Source organism: Rhizobium leguminosarum, assembly GCF_019798305.1.
Classification (GTDB): Bacteria; Pseudomonadota; Alphaproteobacteria; order Rhizobiales; family Rhizobiaceae; genus Rhizobium; species Rhizobium leguminosarum_U.
Genome location: NZ_JAAXDD010000006.1, coordinates 183,277 through 199,373, shown reverse-complemented (window position 1 = coordinate 199,373; position 16,097 = coordinate 183,277). Strand labels below are relative to the sequence as shown.

General features: G+C 61.4%; 17 protein-coding genes. 5 read left to right on the top strand and 12 right to left on the bottom strand.

Annotated features, from left to right (window positions below):
* Positions 1–26 precede the first annotated feature (26 nt).
* The 4 genes from HFO99_RS12765 (at position 27) to HFO99_RS12750 (ending at position 3,047) form a co-directional block, all read left to right on the top strand.
* A complete protein-coding gene (locus tag HFO99_RS12765; protein ID WP_162117566.1) occupies positions 27–854 on the top strand; it encodes a transporter substrate-binding domain-containing protein in 828 nt (275 codons plus the stop codon).
* 98 nt (positions 855–952) lie between these two features.
* Positions 953–1,594, top strand: a complete 642-nt coding sequence (locus tag HFO99_RS12760; protein ID WP_222251636.1) for an amino acid ABC transporter permease — start codon at positions 953–955, stop codon at positions 1,592–1,594.
* The gene (locus HFO99_RS12755) at positions 1,591–2,259 is read left to right on the top strand and encodes an amino acid ABC transporter permease (RefSeq protein ID WP_222361552.1); all 669 of its coding nucleotides are present in this window, start codon (positions 1,591–1,593) and stop codon (positions 2,257–2,259) included. The genes HFO99_RS12760 and HFO99_RS12755 overlap by 4 nt, the downstream gene beginning before the upstream one ends.
* Positions 2,256–3,047, top strand: a complete 792-nt coding sequence (locus HFO99_RS12750; protein WP_222361551.1) for an amino acid ABC transporter ATP-binding protein — start codon at positions 2,256–2,258, stop codon at positions 3,045–3,047. Before HFO99_RS12755 ends, HFO99_RS12750 begins: the two co-directional genes overlap by 4 nt.
* A gap of 51 nt (positions 3,048–3,098) precedes the next feature.
* Here the strand turns inward: HFO99_RS12750 and HFO99_RS12745 are convergent, their stop codons facing one another.
* The 9 genes from HFO99_RS12745 to HFO99_RS12705 are packed head-to-tail and all read right to left on the bottom strand — an operon-like array spanning position 3,099 to position 11,663.
* Positions 3,099–3,452, bottom strand: coding sequence for a cupin domain-containing protein (locus HFO99_RS12745; protein WP_222299918.1), 354 nt, complete (start codon positions 3,450–3,452; stop codon positions 3,099–3,101).
* Entirely contained in the window at positions 3,445–4,113 is a 669-nt protein-coding gene (locus HFO99_RS12740) for a cysteine hydrolase family protein (RefSeq protein ID WP_222299920.1), read from the bottom strand. Before HFO99_RS12740 ends, HFO99_RS12745 begins: the two co-directional genes overlap by 8 nt.
* Positions 4,113–5,663 (bottom strand): ABC transporter ATP-binding protein, encoded by a 1,551-nt coding sequence (locus HFO99_RS12735; RefSeq protein ID WP_222361550.1) that lies wholly within the window; start codon positions 5,661–5,663, stop codon positions 4,113–4,115. Before HFO99_RS12735 ends, HFO99_RS12740 begins: the two co-directional genes overlap by 1 nt.
* A 1-nt stretch (position 5,664) precedes the next feature.
* Positions 5,665–6,720, bottom strand: coding sequence for a cyanuric acid amidohydrolase (gene atzD / locus HFO99_RS12730; protein ID WP_222361549.1), 1,056 nt, complete (start codon positions 6,718–6,720; stop codon positions 5,665–5,667).
* Positions 6,720–7,421 (bottom strand): cysteine hydrolase family protein, encoded by a 702-nt coding sequence (locus HFO99_RS12725; protein WP_222361723.1) that lies wholly within the window; start codon positions 7,419–7,421, stop codon positions 6,720–6,722. The genes atzD and HFO99_RS12725 overlap by 1 nt, the downstream gene beginning before the upstream one ends.
* An 11-nt stretch (positions 7,422–7,432) precedes the next feature.
* A complete protein-coding gene (locus HFO99_RS12720; protein ID WP_222361548.1) occupies positions 7,433–8,449 on the bottom strand; it encodes a formamidase in 1,017 nt (338 codons plus the stop codon).
* A 12-nt stretch (positions 8,450–8,461) separates the two neighbouring features.
* Complete coding sequence (locus HFO99_RS12715) at positions 8,462–9,388, bottom strand: ABC transporter permease (protein WP_018070738.1); 927 nt, start codon at positions 9,386–9,388, stop codon at positions 8,462–8,464.
* Complete coding sequence (locus HFO99_RS12710) at positions 9,388–10,515, bottom strand: ABC transporter permease (protein ID WP_222361547.1); 1,128 nt, start codon at positions 10,513–10,515, stop codon at positions 9,388–9,390. The genes HFO99_RS12715 and HFO99_RS12710 overlap by 1 nt, the downstream gene beginning before the upstream one ends.
* A gap of 20 nt (positions 10,516–10,535) precedes the next feature.
* Positions 10,536–11,663, bottom strand: coding sequence for a BMP family ABC transporter substrate-binding protein (locus HFO99_RS12705; RefSeq protein ID WP_222251628.1), 1,128 nt, complete (start codon positions 11,661–11,663; stop codon positions 10,536–10,538).
* Positions 11,664–12,003: 340 nt separating this feature from the next.
* Here HFO99_RS12705 and HFO99_RS12700 point away from each other — a divergent pair, with 340 nt between their 5' ends.
* A complete protein-coding gene (locus tag HFO99_RS12700; RefSeq protein ID WP_130746342.1) occupies positions 12,004–12,678 on the top strand; it encodes a GntR family transcriptional regulator in 675 nt (224 codons plus the stop codon).
* 87 nt (positions 12,679–12,765) lie between these two features.
* Here the strand turns inward: HFO99_RS12700 and HFO99_RS12695 are convergent, their stop codons facing one another.
* The 3 genes from HFO99_RS12695 to HFO99_RS12685 are packed head-to-tail and all read right to left on the bottom strand — an operon-like array spanning position 12,766 to position 15,838.
* Positions 12,766–13,563 (bottom strand): ABC transporter ATP-binding protein, encoded by a 798-nt coding sequence (locus HFO99_RS12695; protein ID WP_222361546.1) that lies wholly within the window; start codon positions 13,561–13,563, stop codon positions 12,766–12,768.
* An 11-nt stretch (positions 13,564–13,574) separates the two neighbouring features.
* Positions 13,575–14,468, bottom strand: a complete 894-nt coding sequence (ntrB, locus tag HFO99_RS12690) for a nitrate ABC transporter permease (protein WP_222361545.1) — start codon at positions 14,466–14,468, stop codon at positions 13,575–13,577.
* Between the two features lie 56 nt (positions 14,469–14,524).
* A complete protein-coding gene (locus HFO99_RS12685; RefSeq protein ID WP_222361544.1) occupies positions 14,525–15,838 on the bottom strand; it encodes a CmpA/NrtA family ABC transporter substrate-binding protein in 1,314 nt (437 codons plus the stop codon).
* Between the last annotated feature and the right edge of the window lie 259 nt (positions 15,839–16,097).

Sequence of the window (16,097 nt, the reverse complement as noted above, 5' to 3'; positions counted from 1 at the left end):
GAATAAAAACTGGAGAGATGATGATGATGAAGGCACATTCACTGCTGAAGGGTCTGGTCGGCGCTGCATTCCTGTTCGGAGCAGCCGTTTCCGCCCATGCAGCCGACACGCTGGCAGCCGTCAAGGCGGCCGGCACCCTCAAGGTTGGCACCGAAACGGCTTTCGCACCGTTCGACTATATCGATGCCGGCGAACATACCGGCTTGAACGTCGACCTCTTTGCCGAGATCGGCAAGGAACTCGGCGTTAAGATCGAGTGGGTCGCCCTTCCCTGGGACGGCGTCTTCCCCGCGCTGGAGGCTGGCAAGTTCGATGTCGTCGCAGGTCCTGCAACGATCACCAAGAAGCGCATGGAGCGCTATCGCTTTACGCCGCCGATCGCCGAAGCGACGATTGCCATTCTGAAGAAGGCTGGCGACACGACGATCAGCAAGCCGGAAGATATTGCCGGCAAGACGATCGGTGTCGGCAAGGCAACTGCCCAGCTCGACCAGCTGAAGGAATTCTCCGGCACGCTGCCGACCAAAGTCGACGTGCGCGAATATCCCGCCTTTACTGAATCCTACGCCGATCTCGCCGCCGGGCGCATTGCCGGCGTTGCCAACTCGCTGCCCAATATCGCTTTCGTCGCCAGCCAGCGAAAAGGCACGTTCGAAGTCGTCCTGCCGCCATTCGGCAAGAAGTCCTATTTCGGATTCATCGGTCTCAAGGATGCCGATCATGCGCCCCTGATGGATGCGATCGATGCCGCGATGCTCAAGATCAAGGCAGACGGGCGTATGGCAGAGCTGCAGAAGAAGTGGTTTGGTGCATCTTTCGATACGCCGGACGCTGTCAAGGATCCGGCATTCTGATTAGCCGCCGGTGAAACGAACGCGCCCCGCCGGTGGTCGGGGCGCAATCTGCCGTGGCATCAGAGTTCACGGCCGCAGCGCCCAGGCAAACATCGCCCATGTCCATCAAGCTTTTCGAACTGCTTCTACAAGCCTCGATCTATACGGTGACGATCAGCGTGGTTTCTATCCTGATCGGCTTTGCGATCGCAATCGTTATTTCCGCCATGCTGCTTTCGCAGCAACGTCTTTTGGTGCTGCCGGCGAAGATTTTCATCAGCTTTTTTCGTGGCGTGCCGCTGCTGGTGCAGCTGTTGCTGATCTATAACCTGCTGCCGGCGATCGACATCAACGTGCCGAGCATCGTTGCGGCCATCGTTGGTCTGTCGCTGTGTACTGCAGCCTACCAGGCTGAAAATCTGCGCGGCGGTTTTGCCAGCGTTCCCATGGGCCTTGTCGAGTCAGCCGAAATGGTCGGCATGACTCCCGCTCAGATCTTCCGTCGTATCAAAGCCCCGATTGCCCTGCGCCTGACCTTTCCAGCACTCGTCAACGAAGCGATCCTTATCCTGAAAGCGTCTTCGCTGGTCTCGGTCGTTGGCGTCATCGAGCTGACGCGCATGGCCCAGGACCTTGCCGGAAGCACCTTCCTGCCGCTTGAGATTTTCGCTTCCGCCGGTCTGATCTATTTCATTATCAATTGGATCGTCGCACTAGCGGGCGGCCTGATCGAACGCTCCCTGCCGGGAGTGCCGCGATGACCTTCGACATCAACGTGATTTTCAACAACTTGCCGGAAATCGTCAGCGGCGCATGGCTCACCATCGTCATCTGGATCGTCACCACGCCGGCCGCTGCCGCGCTCGGCTTCCTTGTCGCCGTTGCCAGGCGTTTTGGCGGCGTTGTCCCGGACAAGGCGTTCGGCATGATCATTGCGGTGCTGCGCGGCACCCCGTTCCTGATTCAGATATTCCTCGTCTACTATGGTGGCCCCTTCGTCGGCTTGTCACTCGATCCGATCCCGGCCGGCGTCATCGGCCTTTCCATCTACGGCGCCGCTTATTTCAGCGAGATATTCCGCTCGGGCTTTGCCGCCGTCCCGAAGGGACATATCGAGGCCGGCCTGTGCGTTGGCCTGACACAAGGGCAGATCGTCCGACGCATATTGCTGCCGGAGATGACCATGCTGGTGCTGCCGCCTTCGGTCAACATGACGATCATCCTGATGAAGGAGACGGCCGTGCTGTCCATCATCACCGTGCCGGAGTTGACGGCAACGCTGAGTGCGATCGGTTCACAGCAATATGCGTTCGTCGAGGCGCTCTTCGTGCTTGCCCTATTTTATTGGGCGCTGGTGGAAATCACCGGTTGCTTGGGTCACCTCGCCGAAACGAAACTCTCAAGATTCAGGTTTTTCAACATATGAGCGTTCCTGCGATCGCAGTCAAAAATCTCGTCAAGTCCTTCGGCGGCTCCACCGTGCTGCACGGCATCGACCTCGATATCGTGCAGGGACAGGTTTCCTGCGTCATCGGCCCATCCGGATCCGGCAAGAGTACGCTGTTGCGCTGTATGGCCTTTCTCGAGGAATCGACCAAAGGGACGATCACCGTCAACGGCGAGGTGCTTGGCTTCGCGGAAAACGCAAAGGGCGTCCGGGAGCGGGTGCCGGGGGCGGCGAACCGGCGGATCCGATCGCAGATCGGCATGGTTTTTCAGCAGTTCAATCTCTGGCCGCATATGACGGCGCTCGGCAATGTCAGCGAGGCGCTGAAGACGGTTCACAAGATGAGTCGCAAGGGTGCGGAGGAGCGGGCCATGGCCCAGCTCGTCAAGGTCGGCCTGGAGGGCCGGGCAGGGCATTATCCGTCGCAGCTCTCGGGAGGGCAACAGCAGCGCGTCGCCATCGCCCGGGCGCTAGCCCTCAACCCGAAGATCATGCTCTTTGACGAGCCGACCTCGTCACTCGATCCCGAGCTGACCGGCGAAGTGCTGAACGTCATGCGCGATCTCGCCACCGAGGGCATGACGATGGTCGTCGTCTCCCACGAGATCGGATTCGCCGCAACGGTCGGCCAGCAGATCGTCTTTCTCGATCACGGCAAGGTGCTGTTCACCGGCCCGCCGCAAGAAGTCTTCAAACGACCTAGAAACCCCCGGCTCGAGCAATTCCTGGATACCTATATCGATCGCGGAGCCTCGATGCTGCTGTGACGTTTATGTCCTTCCCTATCGTCGGACAGACTTCCACGGCCGGTGTCGGCTTCACGCAATTTCCTCTTCGAGTATTTTCACGGGCCGGTCCCACTGGATGAGCACGACACAGCCGGTCTCGCTCCAGACCGAATGTTCGCTGCCCGGCGCATTGACGATATAACTGCCGCTGATGTAATCGCCCGTCTCGTCGGATTGAACCCCATCGAGCACCAGGATCGTCTCGAGCCCCTCGTGGCGATGGCGGGGAACGGAAGCGCCGGGCTCATATTTCAACAGCGCCACGCCCGGCTGATCGCCCTCGAAAGGGCGGATCCAGTGAATGGTGACAGCATCACGGAAAGGTCCGAATTCCAGCTCCTTCCAGCCGCCTGACGTCAGGCGTTCGCGGGTCGTTTCAGGCATGGGCGATGCTTTCCAGAATGTCGTCGACGTGAGCGGTCCAGCCGACAATCGCGCCCTGGGCGCGGATCATGGCGATGGCTGCGGCTTTGAATTCGGGGAAATAACTTTCCGTCGCCTCCTCGGCGAGAAGGCATTCATAGCCGCGGTCGTTTGCTTCGCGCATCGTCGTCTGCACGCAGACTTCGGTGGTGACACCAGCAAAGACGAGCTGCTTGATGCCCTTCTGCTGCAGCACGGTGCCGAGTTGGGTCGCGTAGAAGGCGCCCTTGCCGGGTTTTTCGATGACGATTTCGCCCTTCACAGGAGCGAGTTCCGGAAGAATTGCCGTGCCTGGTTCGCCCGCGATCAGGATGCGGCCCATCGGGCCTTCGTCGCCGATCCTGAGCGCAGGATTGCCGCGGTCGCGTTTGGCCGGCGGCAGGTCGGAGAGATCAGGCCGGTGGCACTCCATCGTATGGATCACAGGCAGGCCGGCATTGCGGAAGCCTTGGATGAGGCGTTTGACATCGGGCACGATCCTAGTGATGCGGCTGACGTCGTTGCCGAGGCTAGCGCCGAAGCCGCCGGGCTCGGCGAAATCGCGCTGCATGTCGATGACGATGAGGGCGAGCTCATCGTGCTTCACCGGAAAGGCGAAAGGTTCGGCTTTGATCTCAGCCATCAATGATGCCCTGCCATGTGGGCGCCGATTACGCCGATATCGGCCGAGAGCGCCGGTGTCTCGTAAACCAGCTTGCCTTCCGAAATGACCATGATGCGGTCGGACATCTCGAGCAGTTCATCGAGGTCTTCCGAGAGCAGCAGCACGGCGGCACCTAAATTGCGGGCCTTCATGATGCGGGCGCGGATTTCGGCAACGGCCGAGAAGTCGAGGCCGAAACAGGGGTTCGAGACGATCAGCAGATCGACATCGCCGGTCAGTTCGCGGGCGAGCACTGCGCGCTGCACATTGCCGCCCGAAAGCGCTGCGATCGGCGAGGAGGAAGAGGCCGTTTTGACCTTGAAGTCGGAAATCAGCGCCGAGGCACGCTTCTTCATGCTGCCCTTGTTCAGCCAGACCGCGTCCGTGCCATCCGGCTTCAAATCGAAGGTGCGGAACGCAAGGTTCTCGCTCACGGTCATCTTGGGCGCACAGGCATTCTGCAACGGCTCTTCCGGGATGAAACGCACCCTGTTCTTGCGAGTCTCGTCACGGGTGGCGCCGTAAGTCTCGCCATTGACCATAACCTGGCCGCTATCGGTCGGGCGCTGGCCGGCCAGTATTTCCGTCAGCTCCTTCTGGCCGTTACCCGATATGCCGGCGATGCCGACGATCTCGCCGGAGCGGACCGTAAGCGCGTCGATCTCGATCGTCTTCAGGCCGGAGCGATCCGGAGCTTTCACCTGGGTTACAGTGAGCACGGATTTGGCCGCCTCCGCCACCGGCAAACGGCTGTCGAGCTCGGCGAGCTTGACGTCGCCGATCATCATCGCCGCCATCTCGGCGGTGGAGAGCTCGCCGACCTTGCCGGTGCCGACCAGCTTGCCGCGCCGCAGGATCGAGCAGGCATCAGCAAACTTGGTCACCTCGTGGAACTTGTGGGAAATCATCAGCACGGTGAGCTCGCCACGCTCGGTCATCCCGCGGACGATGCCGAGCATCTCATCGGCTTCGGCCGGCGTCAGCACCGAAGTCGGCTCGTCGAGCACGAGGAAGGAGCGGCCGAGATAGAGCTGCTTGACGATTTCGAGCTTCTGCTTTTCGCCGGCCGCAAGCTCGCTCACCGGCCTGTCGAGCGGGATCTTGAACGGCATGCGTTCCATGAACACCGCCAGATCCTTACGCTCCCTGGACCAGTTGATCACCGCGGGTACTTCGGTACGGCTGATGACCAGGTTTTCCGCACCGGTCAGAGAGGGAACCAATGTGAAATGCTGGTAGACCATGCCGAGCCCATAGGCCGCGGCATCCTTGGGTGAGGCGACCGCCACCTCGCGGCCGTCGACCGACAGCGAGCCTGACGTGGCGTGATAGAAGCCCATGATGCATTTGACGAGCGTCGACTTGCCAGCGCCGTTTTCGCCGAGAAGCGCGTGAAAGGAGCCGGCCGGAACGGCGATCGAGACATTGTCGAGCGCGGTGAAGCTGCCGAAACGCATGGTCATATCGAGCGTCTCGATGCCGACGGCCTTGCCGGCTTGCGGAAGGGGCGTGTCGCGGACTGTGCTCACTTCATTGCTCCTTTTCGACGATGATGGCGACGGGACCGCCGCCGGACGGACCCTGGTGTTCGGCGCCGCCGGACACATAGAGATCGGTAATGCCGAAGATGCCGGCGAGAACGCCGCCGACGAAGGCACGGGCATGGCGGGTGCCTGCAATATCCGAGTCATCGAGCATCGTGTGGCGCCTGCCGCCGATCCTGCCGGACGGGTCCGGCTCGGCCTTGGCGAGAACCGCTGCCAGCCGGCTGTTTTCCGGCAGGCGTTCGCGGGCTTTCCTGACGGAATGCGCGTCGATCGCATCCCGCATGACCGCGTGGTCGATCGACAGCGGACCGGACCATTTTGCGCTCATGCCGAGGACGATGATTTCGTGATCGGTGAGTTCGACCCCGGACGAGGTTGAGGCGCAGCGGGAAAAGAGATCGAAACGTGTGCAGATGTCGGCATCGTTGATCGATGTCGCATCTATCTCGCCGAGTGCCGCGGCGACGCCGAGAGCCGAAGCGCCGCGCGAGAGGCCCATGGATTTCAGCGTGTCGTGGGTTGCGACCGTCCTGCCTGCTGCCTCGGCCTCGGCAATCCGGCGCGAGGTGAGCAGCGGACACTTGATCTGCACGAAATGGACATCGGCGGGATCATCGATGCCGGCATCCCTCATCGCGGACTTCACGCCTTCGGCAACGAGCAGGATCTGTTCCCGGCGCCCGAGATGTTCGGGGGGCAGCGCGGGGGTACGCGACACACCAATGGCCAGCGCCCGTTCGCCCGGGGTTTCTACGGTTTCACGCGCAAAAACCGTCCAATGCGGCGAGAGCGCCCCCTCGGTGCCGCCGGACATGATGATCGAGACGCCGTCGACGCCATATCTACTGAACAATGTCTCGAAGCTGCGGGTGGCATAACCGCGGGTAAAATCATTGACGCAGCCGTTGCCTTCCGTCTTGCCGAGAACGGCGACGACGTTGTTCGCCTGAAGGCCGCTGGCAAAGAGCCCCTCGACGCCGGCAACGTCATCGGGGCCGTCGGCTGGCACGCGAAAGACATGGGCACGCAATGACGGCATCAGGGCAGCGCCTCGACTAGAGCCGCGGAATTGGAGACGGAGCCGAAGACGCCGCCCTGCATCTTCACCATCTTGATGGCGGCGAGGTGGTTTCCATAGTCGGTCGCACCACAGCAGTCCTCCAGCAGCAGGCATTCGTAGCCGCGGTCGTTCGCCTCGCGCATCGTCGTCGAGACGCAGACATCGGTGGTGATTCCTGTGAGGATAATGTTCTCGATGCGCTTCTGGTTGAGGATGAGTTCGAGGTCGGTGGCACAGAATGAACCCTTGCCGGGCTTGTCGATGATCGTCTCGCCTTCGATCGGGTAGAGTTCGGGGATGATGTCCCAGCCGGGTTCGCCACGCGTCAGGATGCGGCCGCAGGGGCCGGGATCGCCGATGCCGGCGCCGATCCGCTGCGAGCGCCAGCGTTTGTTGGCCGGCAGATCGCCGAGGTCCGGGCGGTGGCCCTCGCGGGTATGGATGATGTGGTAGCCCTTGGCCCGCATGGCGGCCAGCACGCGCTTGATCGGTTCGATCGGCGCCTGCACCAGTGACAGGTCGTAGCCCATATGGTCGACATAACCGCCCTTGCCGCAGAAATCGGTCTGCATGTCGATGATGATGAGGGCGGTGTTATCAGGCCTCAGAGCGCCGTTATAGGGCCACGGATACGGATCGGCGTCGATAAAATGCCCTTTGGTTTCGACCATCGCGTCCATCATTCTCTCTCCTATTCCGCGGCAGGTTTGAGGGGTTCGCCGTAGCGGCGCATCGGCTTGTCAAATCCGCAGGACGTGCCGTCCTTGACCTTTACCTCGTCTTCCCATGGCAGGCGGTATTTGCCGGCGACAAGGTCGTGCATGTAGGTGTAGGGCGCATCCTTTGCGCCGCCGGCAACGGCGACATAGCCGCGATGGCCGAACTGGTAGATGTTGTTCTCCACGCCCCAGCCGAGCCGGGCCTCGCGCACCAAGTCAGGACGCACCTCGGCGGTAATGATCTCGTTGGCCCGGCCGGAGGTGCCGTGGGCGATGATCGCACCGTCGAAATTGCAGATCATGCCTTCACCCATGGAATCGAAGGTGCCGTCCGAGCCGCACATGCAGACATTGGCGGTGACCATCAGATTGCAGAAGGCGTTGGCCTGGTTGGTGAAGCGCCAGGCGTCGCGGATCGGCGCCGTGTAGCCGGCCGTGCGGATCATGATTTCGGCGCCCTTATAGGCGCATTCGCGTGCCATCTCCGGGAACATGCCGTCATGGCAGATGATCAGCGCGAGCTTGGCGCCCCGCGGGCCCTCGATAACGGGGATACCAAGATCGCCGGGCTCCCAGGGCTCGACGGGGATCCAGGGATGCATCTTGCGGTAATAGAGCCTCAACTCGCCCTGGTCGTCGATGACGATGCCGGAATTGTAGGGCATGCCGCCAGGGTTGAGCTCCATGATCGAGAAGCAGCCCCAGATCCGGTTGTCCCTGCAGGCCTGCTTGAAAGCCGCGACCTCCGGCCCGTCGAGCGTGCACATGATCTCCGGATTGATGTCCATGGAGAGGCCGTGCAGCGCGTATTCGGGAAAGACAACGAGGTCCATGCCCGGCTGATTGCGCCGCGCCTTGGCCACCAGATCGACGATCACCTGCGTCTGTTTTGCCAAGTCCGCTTTGGTGACGGTGACCGGCAACTGGAGCTGTACCAGGCCGATGCCGACGCCGTGTTCGGATTTGTTGAGACCGCCAAGTCCGTTCATCGGAAGGCTCCGTTATTTCGTGAGCGACAGCGCGCCCGGCGCACCGGCGAGCGAGCGGGTGGGCGAGGACGTGGCGATCAGGATGACGAGGGTGAGCACGTAAGGTGCCGCATAAAAAAGGTAGTAGCCTTGTGTGACGCCGACCGATTGCAGCGCCGGGCCGAGCGCGCCGGCACCGCCGAATAGCAGGGCGGCCAGGAAGCAGCCGATCGGGTTCCAGCGCGCGAAGATGACGAGGGCCACGGCCATCAGGCCCTGGCCGGACGAGATGCCTTCGTTCCATGAGCCCGGATAATAGAGCGAGAGGTAGGCGCCACCGATTGCGGCCAGCGAACCGCCCACTGCCGTCGCCAGCAGGCGAACCCGGTCCGGGTGGATGCCCATGGCCCGGGCCGCGTCGGTGCTGTCGCCGACGACGCGCAGGATCAGGCCGATGCGGGTGTTCTTGAAGGCCCAGAACAGGAAGAGCGCAAGGGCTGCGCCGATGAAGAACAGCACGTTGATATTGAGCGCCGCCTGGATCTGCGGCGTGCTCGACCAGCCGCCGAGCGGGATCGAGGGCAGTTTCGGGGCAACCGGCTGGATGAAGGATTTGCCGAGGAAGAACGCCATGCCGAGACCGAACTGCATCATGGCGATGCCGATGGCGATGTCGTTGACCTTGGGGAACTTGCAGATCCAGCCGTGGATGAGGCCGAAGATCGCGCCCGCCACCATTGCGGCCAGCACGCCGAGGGTCGGGGAGTTAGTCATGACGGCCACCGCATAGGCCGTCATGGCGCCGAAGACGAGCGTGCCTTCGAGGCCGAGATTGATGCGGCCGGAGCGTTCGGTGATCGTCTCGCCGAGGCTGACGAAGATGAAGGGGGTGGAAACGCGGATGGCGCCGGCGAAGATCGCCAGCGGCACGCCCCAGATGCCGATGCCTGTCTCTTCCATCAGAGGCTCCTTTTCCAGAGGTCGGGATTGAAGATCTTGAAGCGGCCGTAGAAGGTCTCGCAGAACAGAATGACGATGAAGAGCGTGCCCTGCAGCACCAGAACCGTCGCATCCGGCAGGCCCATGCGCCGCTGGATGAGGCCGCCCGAGGCGTCGATGCCGCCGAGCAGGATCGCCACCGGAATGATCGCCAGCGGATTGTGCCTAGCGAGGAAGGCGACGAGGATGCCGGTATAACCGTACCCGGCGGCAAGCGAGGCATTGGCACTTCCCTGCACCGCCGCCACTTCGATCATGCCCGCCAGGCCGGCAAAACTGCCGGCAAGCGCGGTAAATCCGGCGATCAGCTTGCCGACCGGCAGTCCCTGGATCTGCGCGGCGCGCACGTTGCCGCCGGCGATGCGGGCGGCAAAACCGTAGCTCGTGGCCTCGATCACGATCCAGCAGACCACACAGGCGAGGATGCCGATGATCAGGCCCCAATGCACGTCCATGCCGGGAATATTGCCGAGCATATATTCCGGCGGCAGCGGCCTGGTCGACGGCTTGTTGAGGCTTGCCGGATCGCGCAGCAGCCCTTCGACGAACTGGTTCATCAGGGCAATGGCGATATAGGAGAGCAGCAGCGACGAGATGGTTTCGTTGACGCCGCGATAGTGGCGCAGAAAACCGGCAAGTCCGATCCAGATGCCGCCGACCACCATGGCGGCGATCGCCATCAGAATGAGGGTGAGGAAGACAGGCGCGGTGCCGGCGAGCGGCAGAGCCATGGCTGCGGCGGCAACGCCGCCCAGCACGACCGCTCCTTCCCCGCCGATGATGACGAGGCCGAGACGGGCGGGCAGGGCGACGCAGAGTGCCGTCAGGAGAAGGGGTGCGGCACGACTTAAGCTGTTTTGCACCGAAAACCAGCTGCCGAAGCCGCCGGTGTACATCAGTTGGAAGAGAGTGGCCGGCGACTTGCCGACCGCCAGGATGAAGAGGGAGAAGAGCGAAAGACCGATCAGGATGGCCGCGAGGCCGATGACAACAGGCTCGGCCCGCCGCGCGATCCATTCGAGGACGGGGCGCAGGGAAGCCGGTCTTTCCACGATGGCTATTGCGGGATCATTGGCCTCGATGGTCATGGCGCTTCTCCCTTCGCGGTTTACGCCGTGGACCCGACGACGCCCTCAACCAGATAATTCATGCTTTCGAGCTCGATCGCGTCTTCGGCGTAGCTCTTGTTGGCAGCCACGACGGTGTCGCCCTTGTTGTCCTTCAACGGTCCCTTGAAGACCGAGAAGCCGCCCTTCATCATGTCGGCCTGCGTGGCTTCGAAGGCCTTGCGGCCCTCCGCGGATACCCCGGGGCCGAGCGCGCTCATCTTCACGAAGCCGTCCTTGAGGCCGCCACGCACGAAGTTGCCGAGCTTTTCGCCGGCCTGCGCCTTCTTGACGAAGTCGCTGTAGACGTTGCCCCAGGCCCATTCGGCACCGGTGAGGTATTTTTCGGGAGCAAGCGGGCTCTGATTGGCATGATAACCGCAGACGAAGGCGCCGCGGCCGGCAGCCGTTTCGACGACCACTTTGGGGCTGTCGACGTGGCAGGTGATGACGTCGGCGCCCTGGTCGACCAGCGCATTTGTAGCTTCGGCCTCCTTGACGGCGAGCGACCATTCGCCGGTGAAGATTACCTGGCAGGTGATACCAGGATCGACTGCGCGCGCGCCGAGCAGGAAGGCGTTGATATTCTGCAGAACCTGCGGGATCGGCTTGGCGGCGACGAAGCCGATCTTCTTGCTCTTCGTCGCATGGCCGGCGGCAATGCCGTTCAGATATTGGCCCTGGAAGATATAGCCGAAATAGGAGCCCGTGTTGGCCGGGTTCTTGCCTTCCTGCCAGAGGCCGCCGCAGTGGCGGAACTGGACGTCGGAATGTTTGGCGGCCACGGCCAGCATGTGTGGGTCGAAGTAGCCGAAGGAGGTCGGAAAGAGCAGGGTCGCGCCATCCAGGTTGATCATGGATTCCATCGTCTTCTGGACGTCGACGGTCTCCGGCACGTTCTCTTCTTCGACCAGCGTCACACCGGGCATCGCCTTGATGACGGCCGCACCTTCGGCATGCGCCTGGTTGTAGCCGTAGTCGTCCTTGGGGCCGACATAGATGAAGCCGACGGTCAGCGCGGTTTGGGCGGCGGCGGAGGAGGCGATCAGACCCGGCATCGCGCCGGCAAGCGCACCGGCAGCGGAAGCCTGGAGGAAATTGCGGCGGTTCATGGAAAGGAGTTTGGTCATCGGAAATGCTCCTTGCGGCGCTGGGCCGGTTGTGAACGGGTACAGAAAAGTGCATGCAATGCATGTGCCAGAAATTAATCTATTGTTTTTTCTGGTTTATCCATTCCAGTAAGAATTGTGCATTGCAAAGTGCATACAGATTGATCGAATTCTTGCGCAAAAAGTAATCAATAGATATTTCTTGTTCATTGTGACTGTGTAATTGGCACAAAGTCGAGTTATCCGAGGTATCTCCTGCATCAGAAAGCGAAAATTTAACAATATCTTCACCGTCCGATTTGACTTATCGGGTCTTGAACGTCATCTGTATACAGAGTGTTGAGGTGAGCAGATTCGTATCGTGAAGCAGACCAGGCGCAGAGAAGTGATCCGCACCGGAACCACCGTCGAACAGATGGTGCGGGCGATTGCCGACATGATCGTCACAGGTGAAATGCTGCCGGGCGCGAAATTGGACGAGGTATCGCTCGCGGTTCGTTTCGACGTTTCGCGCACGCCGGTGCGCGAGGCTCTGCGTGAGTTGGGCGCCATGGGATTGGTCGCGCGCGAGCCAAACCGCAGTGCGGTCGTCACCAATGTCACCGAAGCCTATCTGCATTCGATGTTCGAAGCGATGGCGGAACTCGAAGCGATCTGCGCCAGGCTCTCGGCCGAGCGTATGACGGTCGACGAGCGGCGCGCGCTGGAACTGGAGCATCGGGGATCGATGAGGCTCGTGCATGCCGGCGCGGAAGAAGAATATTCGGCTCACAACACCGAATTCCACACCCGGCTTTATCGTGGCGCGCATAATGACCATGTCTTCGAGATGGTGACGCAGACACGGGCGCGGCTCGCGCCCTTTCGGCGGGCGCAGTTCCGCCTGCCCGGGCGACTGGCAAAATCCTATGAGGAGCACGGCCGGATCGTCACCGCGATCATGCGCGCGGACGCCGCCGCCGCGGGGCAGGCGGCATATTCCCATGTGGAAATTGTCAGCGATGCCAGCGCGGTATTTGCAACGCCCGGGGAGTAAACAGCGCGCGACGCCCAAAATCAGGCGCCGCTAGCTACGAAGGCGAGAAAATCACGGCCGGCAAACGCCGAAGTTATGTCCCGGTCTCTACTCCGCCGCTTCGATGAAGCGGTGGCGTTCGTAGAGGAACTTCAGCACGGCTTCACGGCATTTGAGATATGTCCGGTCGGAGGCGAGTTCGATGCGATGGCGGGGACGGGGCATGGTCACATCGAGCACTTCGCCGATGCGGGCCGCCGGGCCGTTCGTCATCATCACGATGCGATCAGACAGCAGCACCGCCTCATCAACATCATGGGTGATCATCACCATCGTGTTGCCAAGGCGGGCGTGGATTTCCATCACCGCGTCCTGCAGATGGGCGCGGGTCAGCGCGTCGAGCGCGCCGAAGGGTTCGTCGAGCAGCAGGATCTTCGGCTCCATTGCAAGCGCGCGGGCGATGCCGACGCGCTGTTTCATGCCGCCTGAAATTTCCGAAGGCCGCTTATCCCTCGCATGCGCCATCTGCACGAGGTCGAGGTTGGCCATCACCCACTCATGCCGCTCGGCCTTGGTCTTCGTTCGGCTGAAGAGTTTGGAGACGGCGAGATTGACGTTCTCGTAGACCGTTAGCCAGGGCAGCAGCGAGTGGTTCTGGAAGACGACGGCGCGCTCCGGACCGGGTCCGTTGACCTCACGGTTTTCAAGCAGCACGGCGCCTGCCGAAACCGGGGTCAGGCCGGCGATGAGGTTGAGCAGGGTGGACTTGCCGCAGCCCGAATGGCCGATGATCGAGACGAATTCACCTGCGGAAATCGTCAGATTGATGTCCTTCAGGACCTCGGCGCGCACGCCGCCTCGAGCAAAATGTTTGTCGATATGATCAAGCTTCAGATAGGCGTTCATAGGTGCGTTCCTCAGTTGGCCATGGCCCCGCGGGTGATCAGTTTGCCGAGTGCTGCCACCAGCTTGTCGAGGGCGAAGCCGACGATGCCGATATAGGCGAGCGCGACGATGATGTCCGGAAGGCGCGACGAGTTCCATGCGTCCCAGATGAAGAAGCCGATGCCGACGCCGCCCGTCAGCATTTCGGCCGCGACGATGGCGAGCCAGGAGAGGCCAACGCCGATCCTGAGGCCTGTGAAGATGTAAGGCGCTGCCGAAGGCAGCATGATCTTCCAGAAAAACTCGAACTGGTTGAGACGCAGCACCTCGGCGACGTTGCGGTAATCCTGCGGGATATTGCGGACACCGACGGCGGTGTTGATAATCACCGGCCAGATCGAAGTGATGAAGATCACGAAGATCGCCGAAGGATTGGAATCCTGGAAGGCTGCGAGCGACAGCGGCAGCCAGGCGAGCGGCGGAACCGTACGCAGCACCTGGAAGATCGGATCGAGGCCACGCATTGCCCAGATCGACTGACCGATGATCGCACCGATGATGACGCCGGTGACCGCGGCGAGCCCAAAGCCATAGAGAACGCGCTGCAACGAAACGAGCACGCGCCAGCCGAGCCCGATATCCTGAGAGCCGTAGTTGAAAAACGGATAGGCGATCAGGTCATAACTATCCTGCCAGACCCGGTGCGGCGAGGGCAAAGACGCATCCGCCGACGAACAGAGCACCTGCCAGACGAGCAGGATGAGTGCCAGCACGACGACTGGCGGAACGACGTTGCGAAGTGCGGTCAGTGCCGCTCGACGAAAATCGATCCGCGATCCGTGCTTGCCGGAAAATGGCAGAACCTTTGCCGCCAGCTTGGCAGAGGCGGCCGTGGAGGGATTTTCTTTATTTGCCAGGGCGGACATCAACGCGCTCCTCACGTGAATGAAAGGCCGGCGCGCTCGTTGCGCGCCGGAGCGGGTCAGGAGACAGCCTTGATCGAAAGGCTGTCGAGATAGGCCGAGGGATTTTCAGGGTCGAAGACTTTGCCGTCGAAGAAAGTTTCCTTGCCGCGAGAAGACGATGCGGGGATATCGGCCGCCGCAACGCCGAGATCCTTGGCAGCCTCGCGCCAGATGTCTTCGCGGTTCACCTGGTTGACCAGCGCCTTGATGTCGGTGCTCGCCGGCAGATTTCCCCAACGGATGTTTTCCGTCATGAACCATGTATCGTGGCTCTTGAACGGGTAGGAGGCACCGTCCTTCCAGAATTTCATATAGAGGTCGGTGGCCTTGACCTCGCGGCCGTTGCCATAATTGATATCGCCCTTGAGGCGGCCGAGCACGTCCTTCGTCGGAACGTTGAACCATTGGCGCTTGCCGAGAATGTCAGCCATCTCCGCCTTGTTGTCCATGCTTTCGCACCATTGCTGAGCCTCCATGACGGCCATCAGCAGGGCCTTGGCAGCATTGGGATTCTTTTCGATCCAGTCGGCGCGCAGTCCGAGCGCTTTTTCAGGATGACCCTTCCAGAGCTCGCCGGTGGTGGCTGCGGTAAAGCCGATACCCTGGTTGACGAGCTGCTCGTTCCACGGTTCGCCCACACAGAAGACGTCCATGTTGCCGACCTTCATGTTGGCAACCATCTGCGGCGGCGGCACGACGATGGTCGAAACATCCTTGTTCGGATCAATACCGCTGGCTGCGAGCCAGTAACGGATCCAGAGGTCATGGGTGCCGCCCGGGAAGGTCATGGCGGCCTTGATCTCCTTGCCCTCCGCCTTCTTTTTCTCGAATGCGGCCTTCAGCTTGGAGGAATCGAGCTGCACGCCGGTTTCGGCATATTCCTTGGCGACCGAAATACCCTGGCTGTCGAGGTTGAGCCGGGCGAGGATCGCCATCGGCACCGGTTTATTGTTCTGCGTCACCTTGCCGGTATGCATGAGATAGGGGAGCGGCGACAGGATATGCGCACCGTCGATGCCGTTTGCTGCGCCGCCCAGCACCAGATTGTCTCGGGTCGCTCCCCAGGAGGCCTGTTTGGCCACATCCGTTTCCGGAAGCCCATGCTTGTCGAAAAAGCCCTTTTCCTTGGCGATGATCAGCGGCGCGGAATCCGTGAGCGCGATAAAGCCGAGCTTGACGCCTGTCACTTCAGGGCCTGCTCCGGCTGCGAAGGCGCCGGACGGAAAGGCCGTCTTGACAGCGCCGATGAGGGCAGCCGCTGCGGTCGTCTTGAGCATGCTGCGGCGGGTCATGCCGGTTGTAAAAATCCCAGTCTGCAAATTCTTTGTCATGCGCAGGTTCCCTCTGCTGGCTGAATTTGGACACAAAAAAACGCCGCCGGAAATTGCGTCCAGGGGATGGAGAATCCCGGAGCAAAAACCTTGCGACGTCGGTGTCTATTGTAGGCGCTTATGCCGCGCCTATCCGCGCCGGTCGCCATTGACCGATGCGTCTCAGAACCTGCAAGCAGCGTGCCAATTTCGAGAGGAGATGGTAACGGCATGAAGCAAAAGGAGAAATGCGACGAATTGACGAATGCCTATTTCTTAG

Coding starts and splice junctions, on each gene's coding strand:
- HFO99_RS12715 (WP_018070738.1), bottom strand. CDS start 9,388: ATGGAAGAGACAGGCATCGGCATCTGGGGCGTGCCGCTGGCGATCTTC.
- atzD (WP_222361549.1), bottom strand. CDS start 6,720: ATGCCGTCATTGCGTGCCCATGTCTTTCGCGTGCCAGCCGACGGCCCC.
- HFO99_RS12745 (WP_222299918.1), bottom strand. CDS start 3,452: ATGCCTGAAACGACCCGCGAACGCCTGACGTCAGGCGGCTGGAAGGAG.
- HFO99_RS12725 (WP_222361723.1), bottom strand. CDS start 7,421: ATGGACGCGATGGTCGAAACCAAAGGGCATTTTATCGACGCCGATCCG.
- HFO99_RS12750 (WP_222361551.1), top strand. CDS start 2,256: ATGAGCGTTCCTGCGATCGCAGTCAAAAATCTCGTCAAGTCCTTCGGC.
- ntrB (WP_222361545.1), bottom strand. CDS start 14,468: ATGTCCGCCCTGGCAAATAAAGAAAATCCCTCCACGGCCGCCTCTGCC.
- HFO99_RS12760 (WP_222251636.1), top strand. CDS start 953: ATGTCCATCAAGCTTTTCGAACTGCTTCTACAAGCCTCGATCTATACG.
- HFO99_RS12695 (WP_222361546.1), bottom strand. CDS start 13,563: ATGAACGCCTATCTGAAGCTTGATCATATCGACAAACATTTTGCTCGA.
- HFO99_RS12740 (WP_222299920.1), bottom strand. CDS start 4,113: ATGGCTGAGATCAAAGCCGAACCTTTCGCCTTTCCGGTGAAGCACGAT.
- HFO99_RS12755 (WP_222361552.1), top strand. CDS start 1,591: ATGACCTTCGACATCAACGTGATTTTCAACAACTTGCCGGAAATCGTC.
- HFO99_RS12720 (WP_222361548.1), bottom strand. CDS start 8,449: ATGAACGGACTTGGCGGTCTCAACAAATCCGAACACGGCGTCGGCATC.
- HFO99_RS12710 (WP_222361547.1), bottom strand. CDS start 10,515: ATGACCATCGAGGCCAATGATCCCGCAATAGCCATCGTGGAAAGACCG.
- HFO99_RS12765 (WP_162117566.1), top strand. CDS start 27: ATGAAGGCACATTCACTGCTGAAGGGTCTGGTCGGCGCTGCATTCCTG.
- HFO99_RS12705 (WP_222251628.1), bottom strand. CDS start 11,663: ATGACCAAACTCCTTTCCATGAACCGCCGCAATTTCCTCCAGGCTTCC.
- HFO99_RS12685 (WP_222361544.1), bottom strand. CDS start 15,838: ATGACAAAGAATTTGCAGACTGGGATTTTTACAACCGGCATGACCCGC.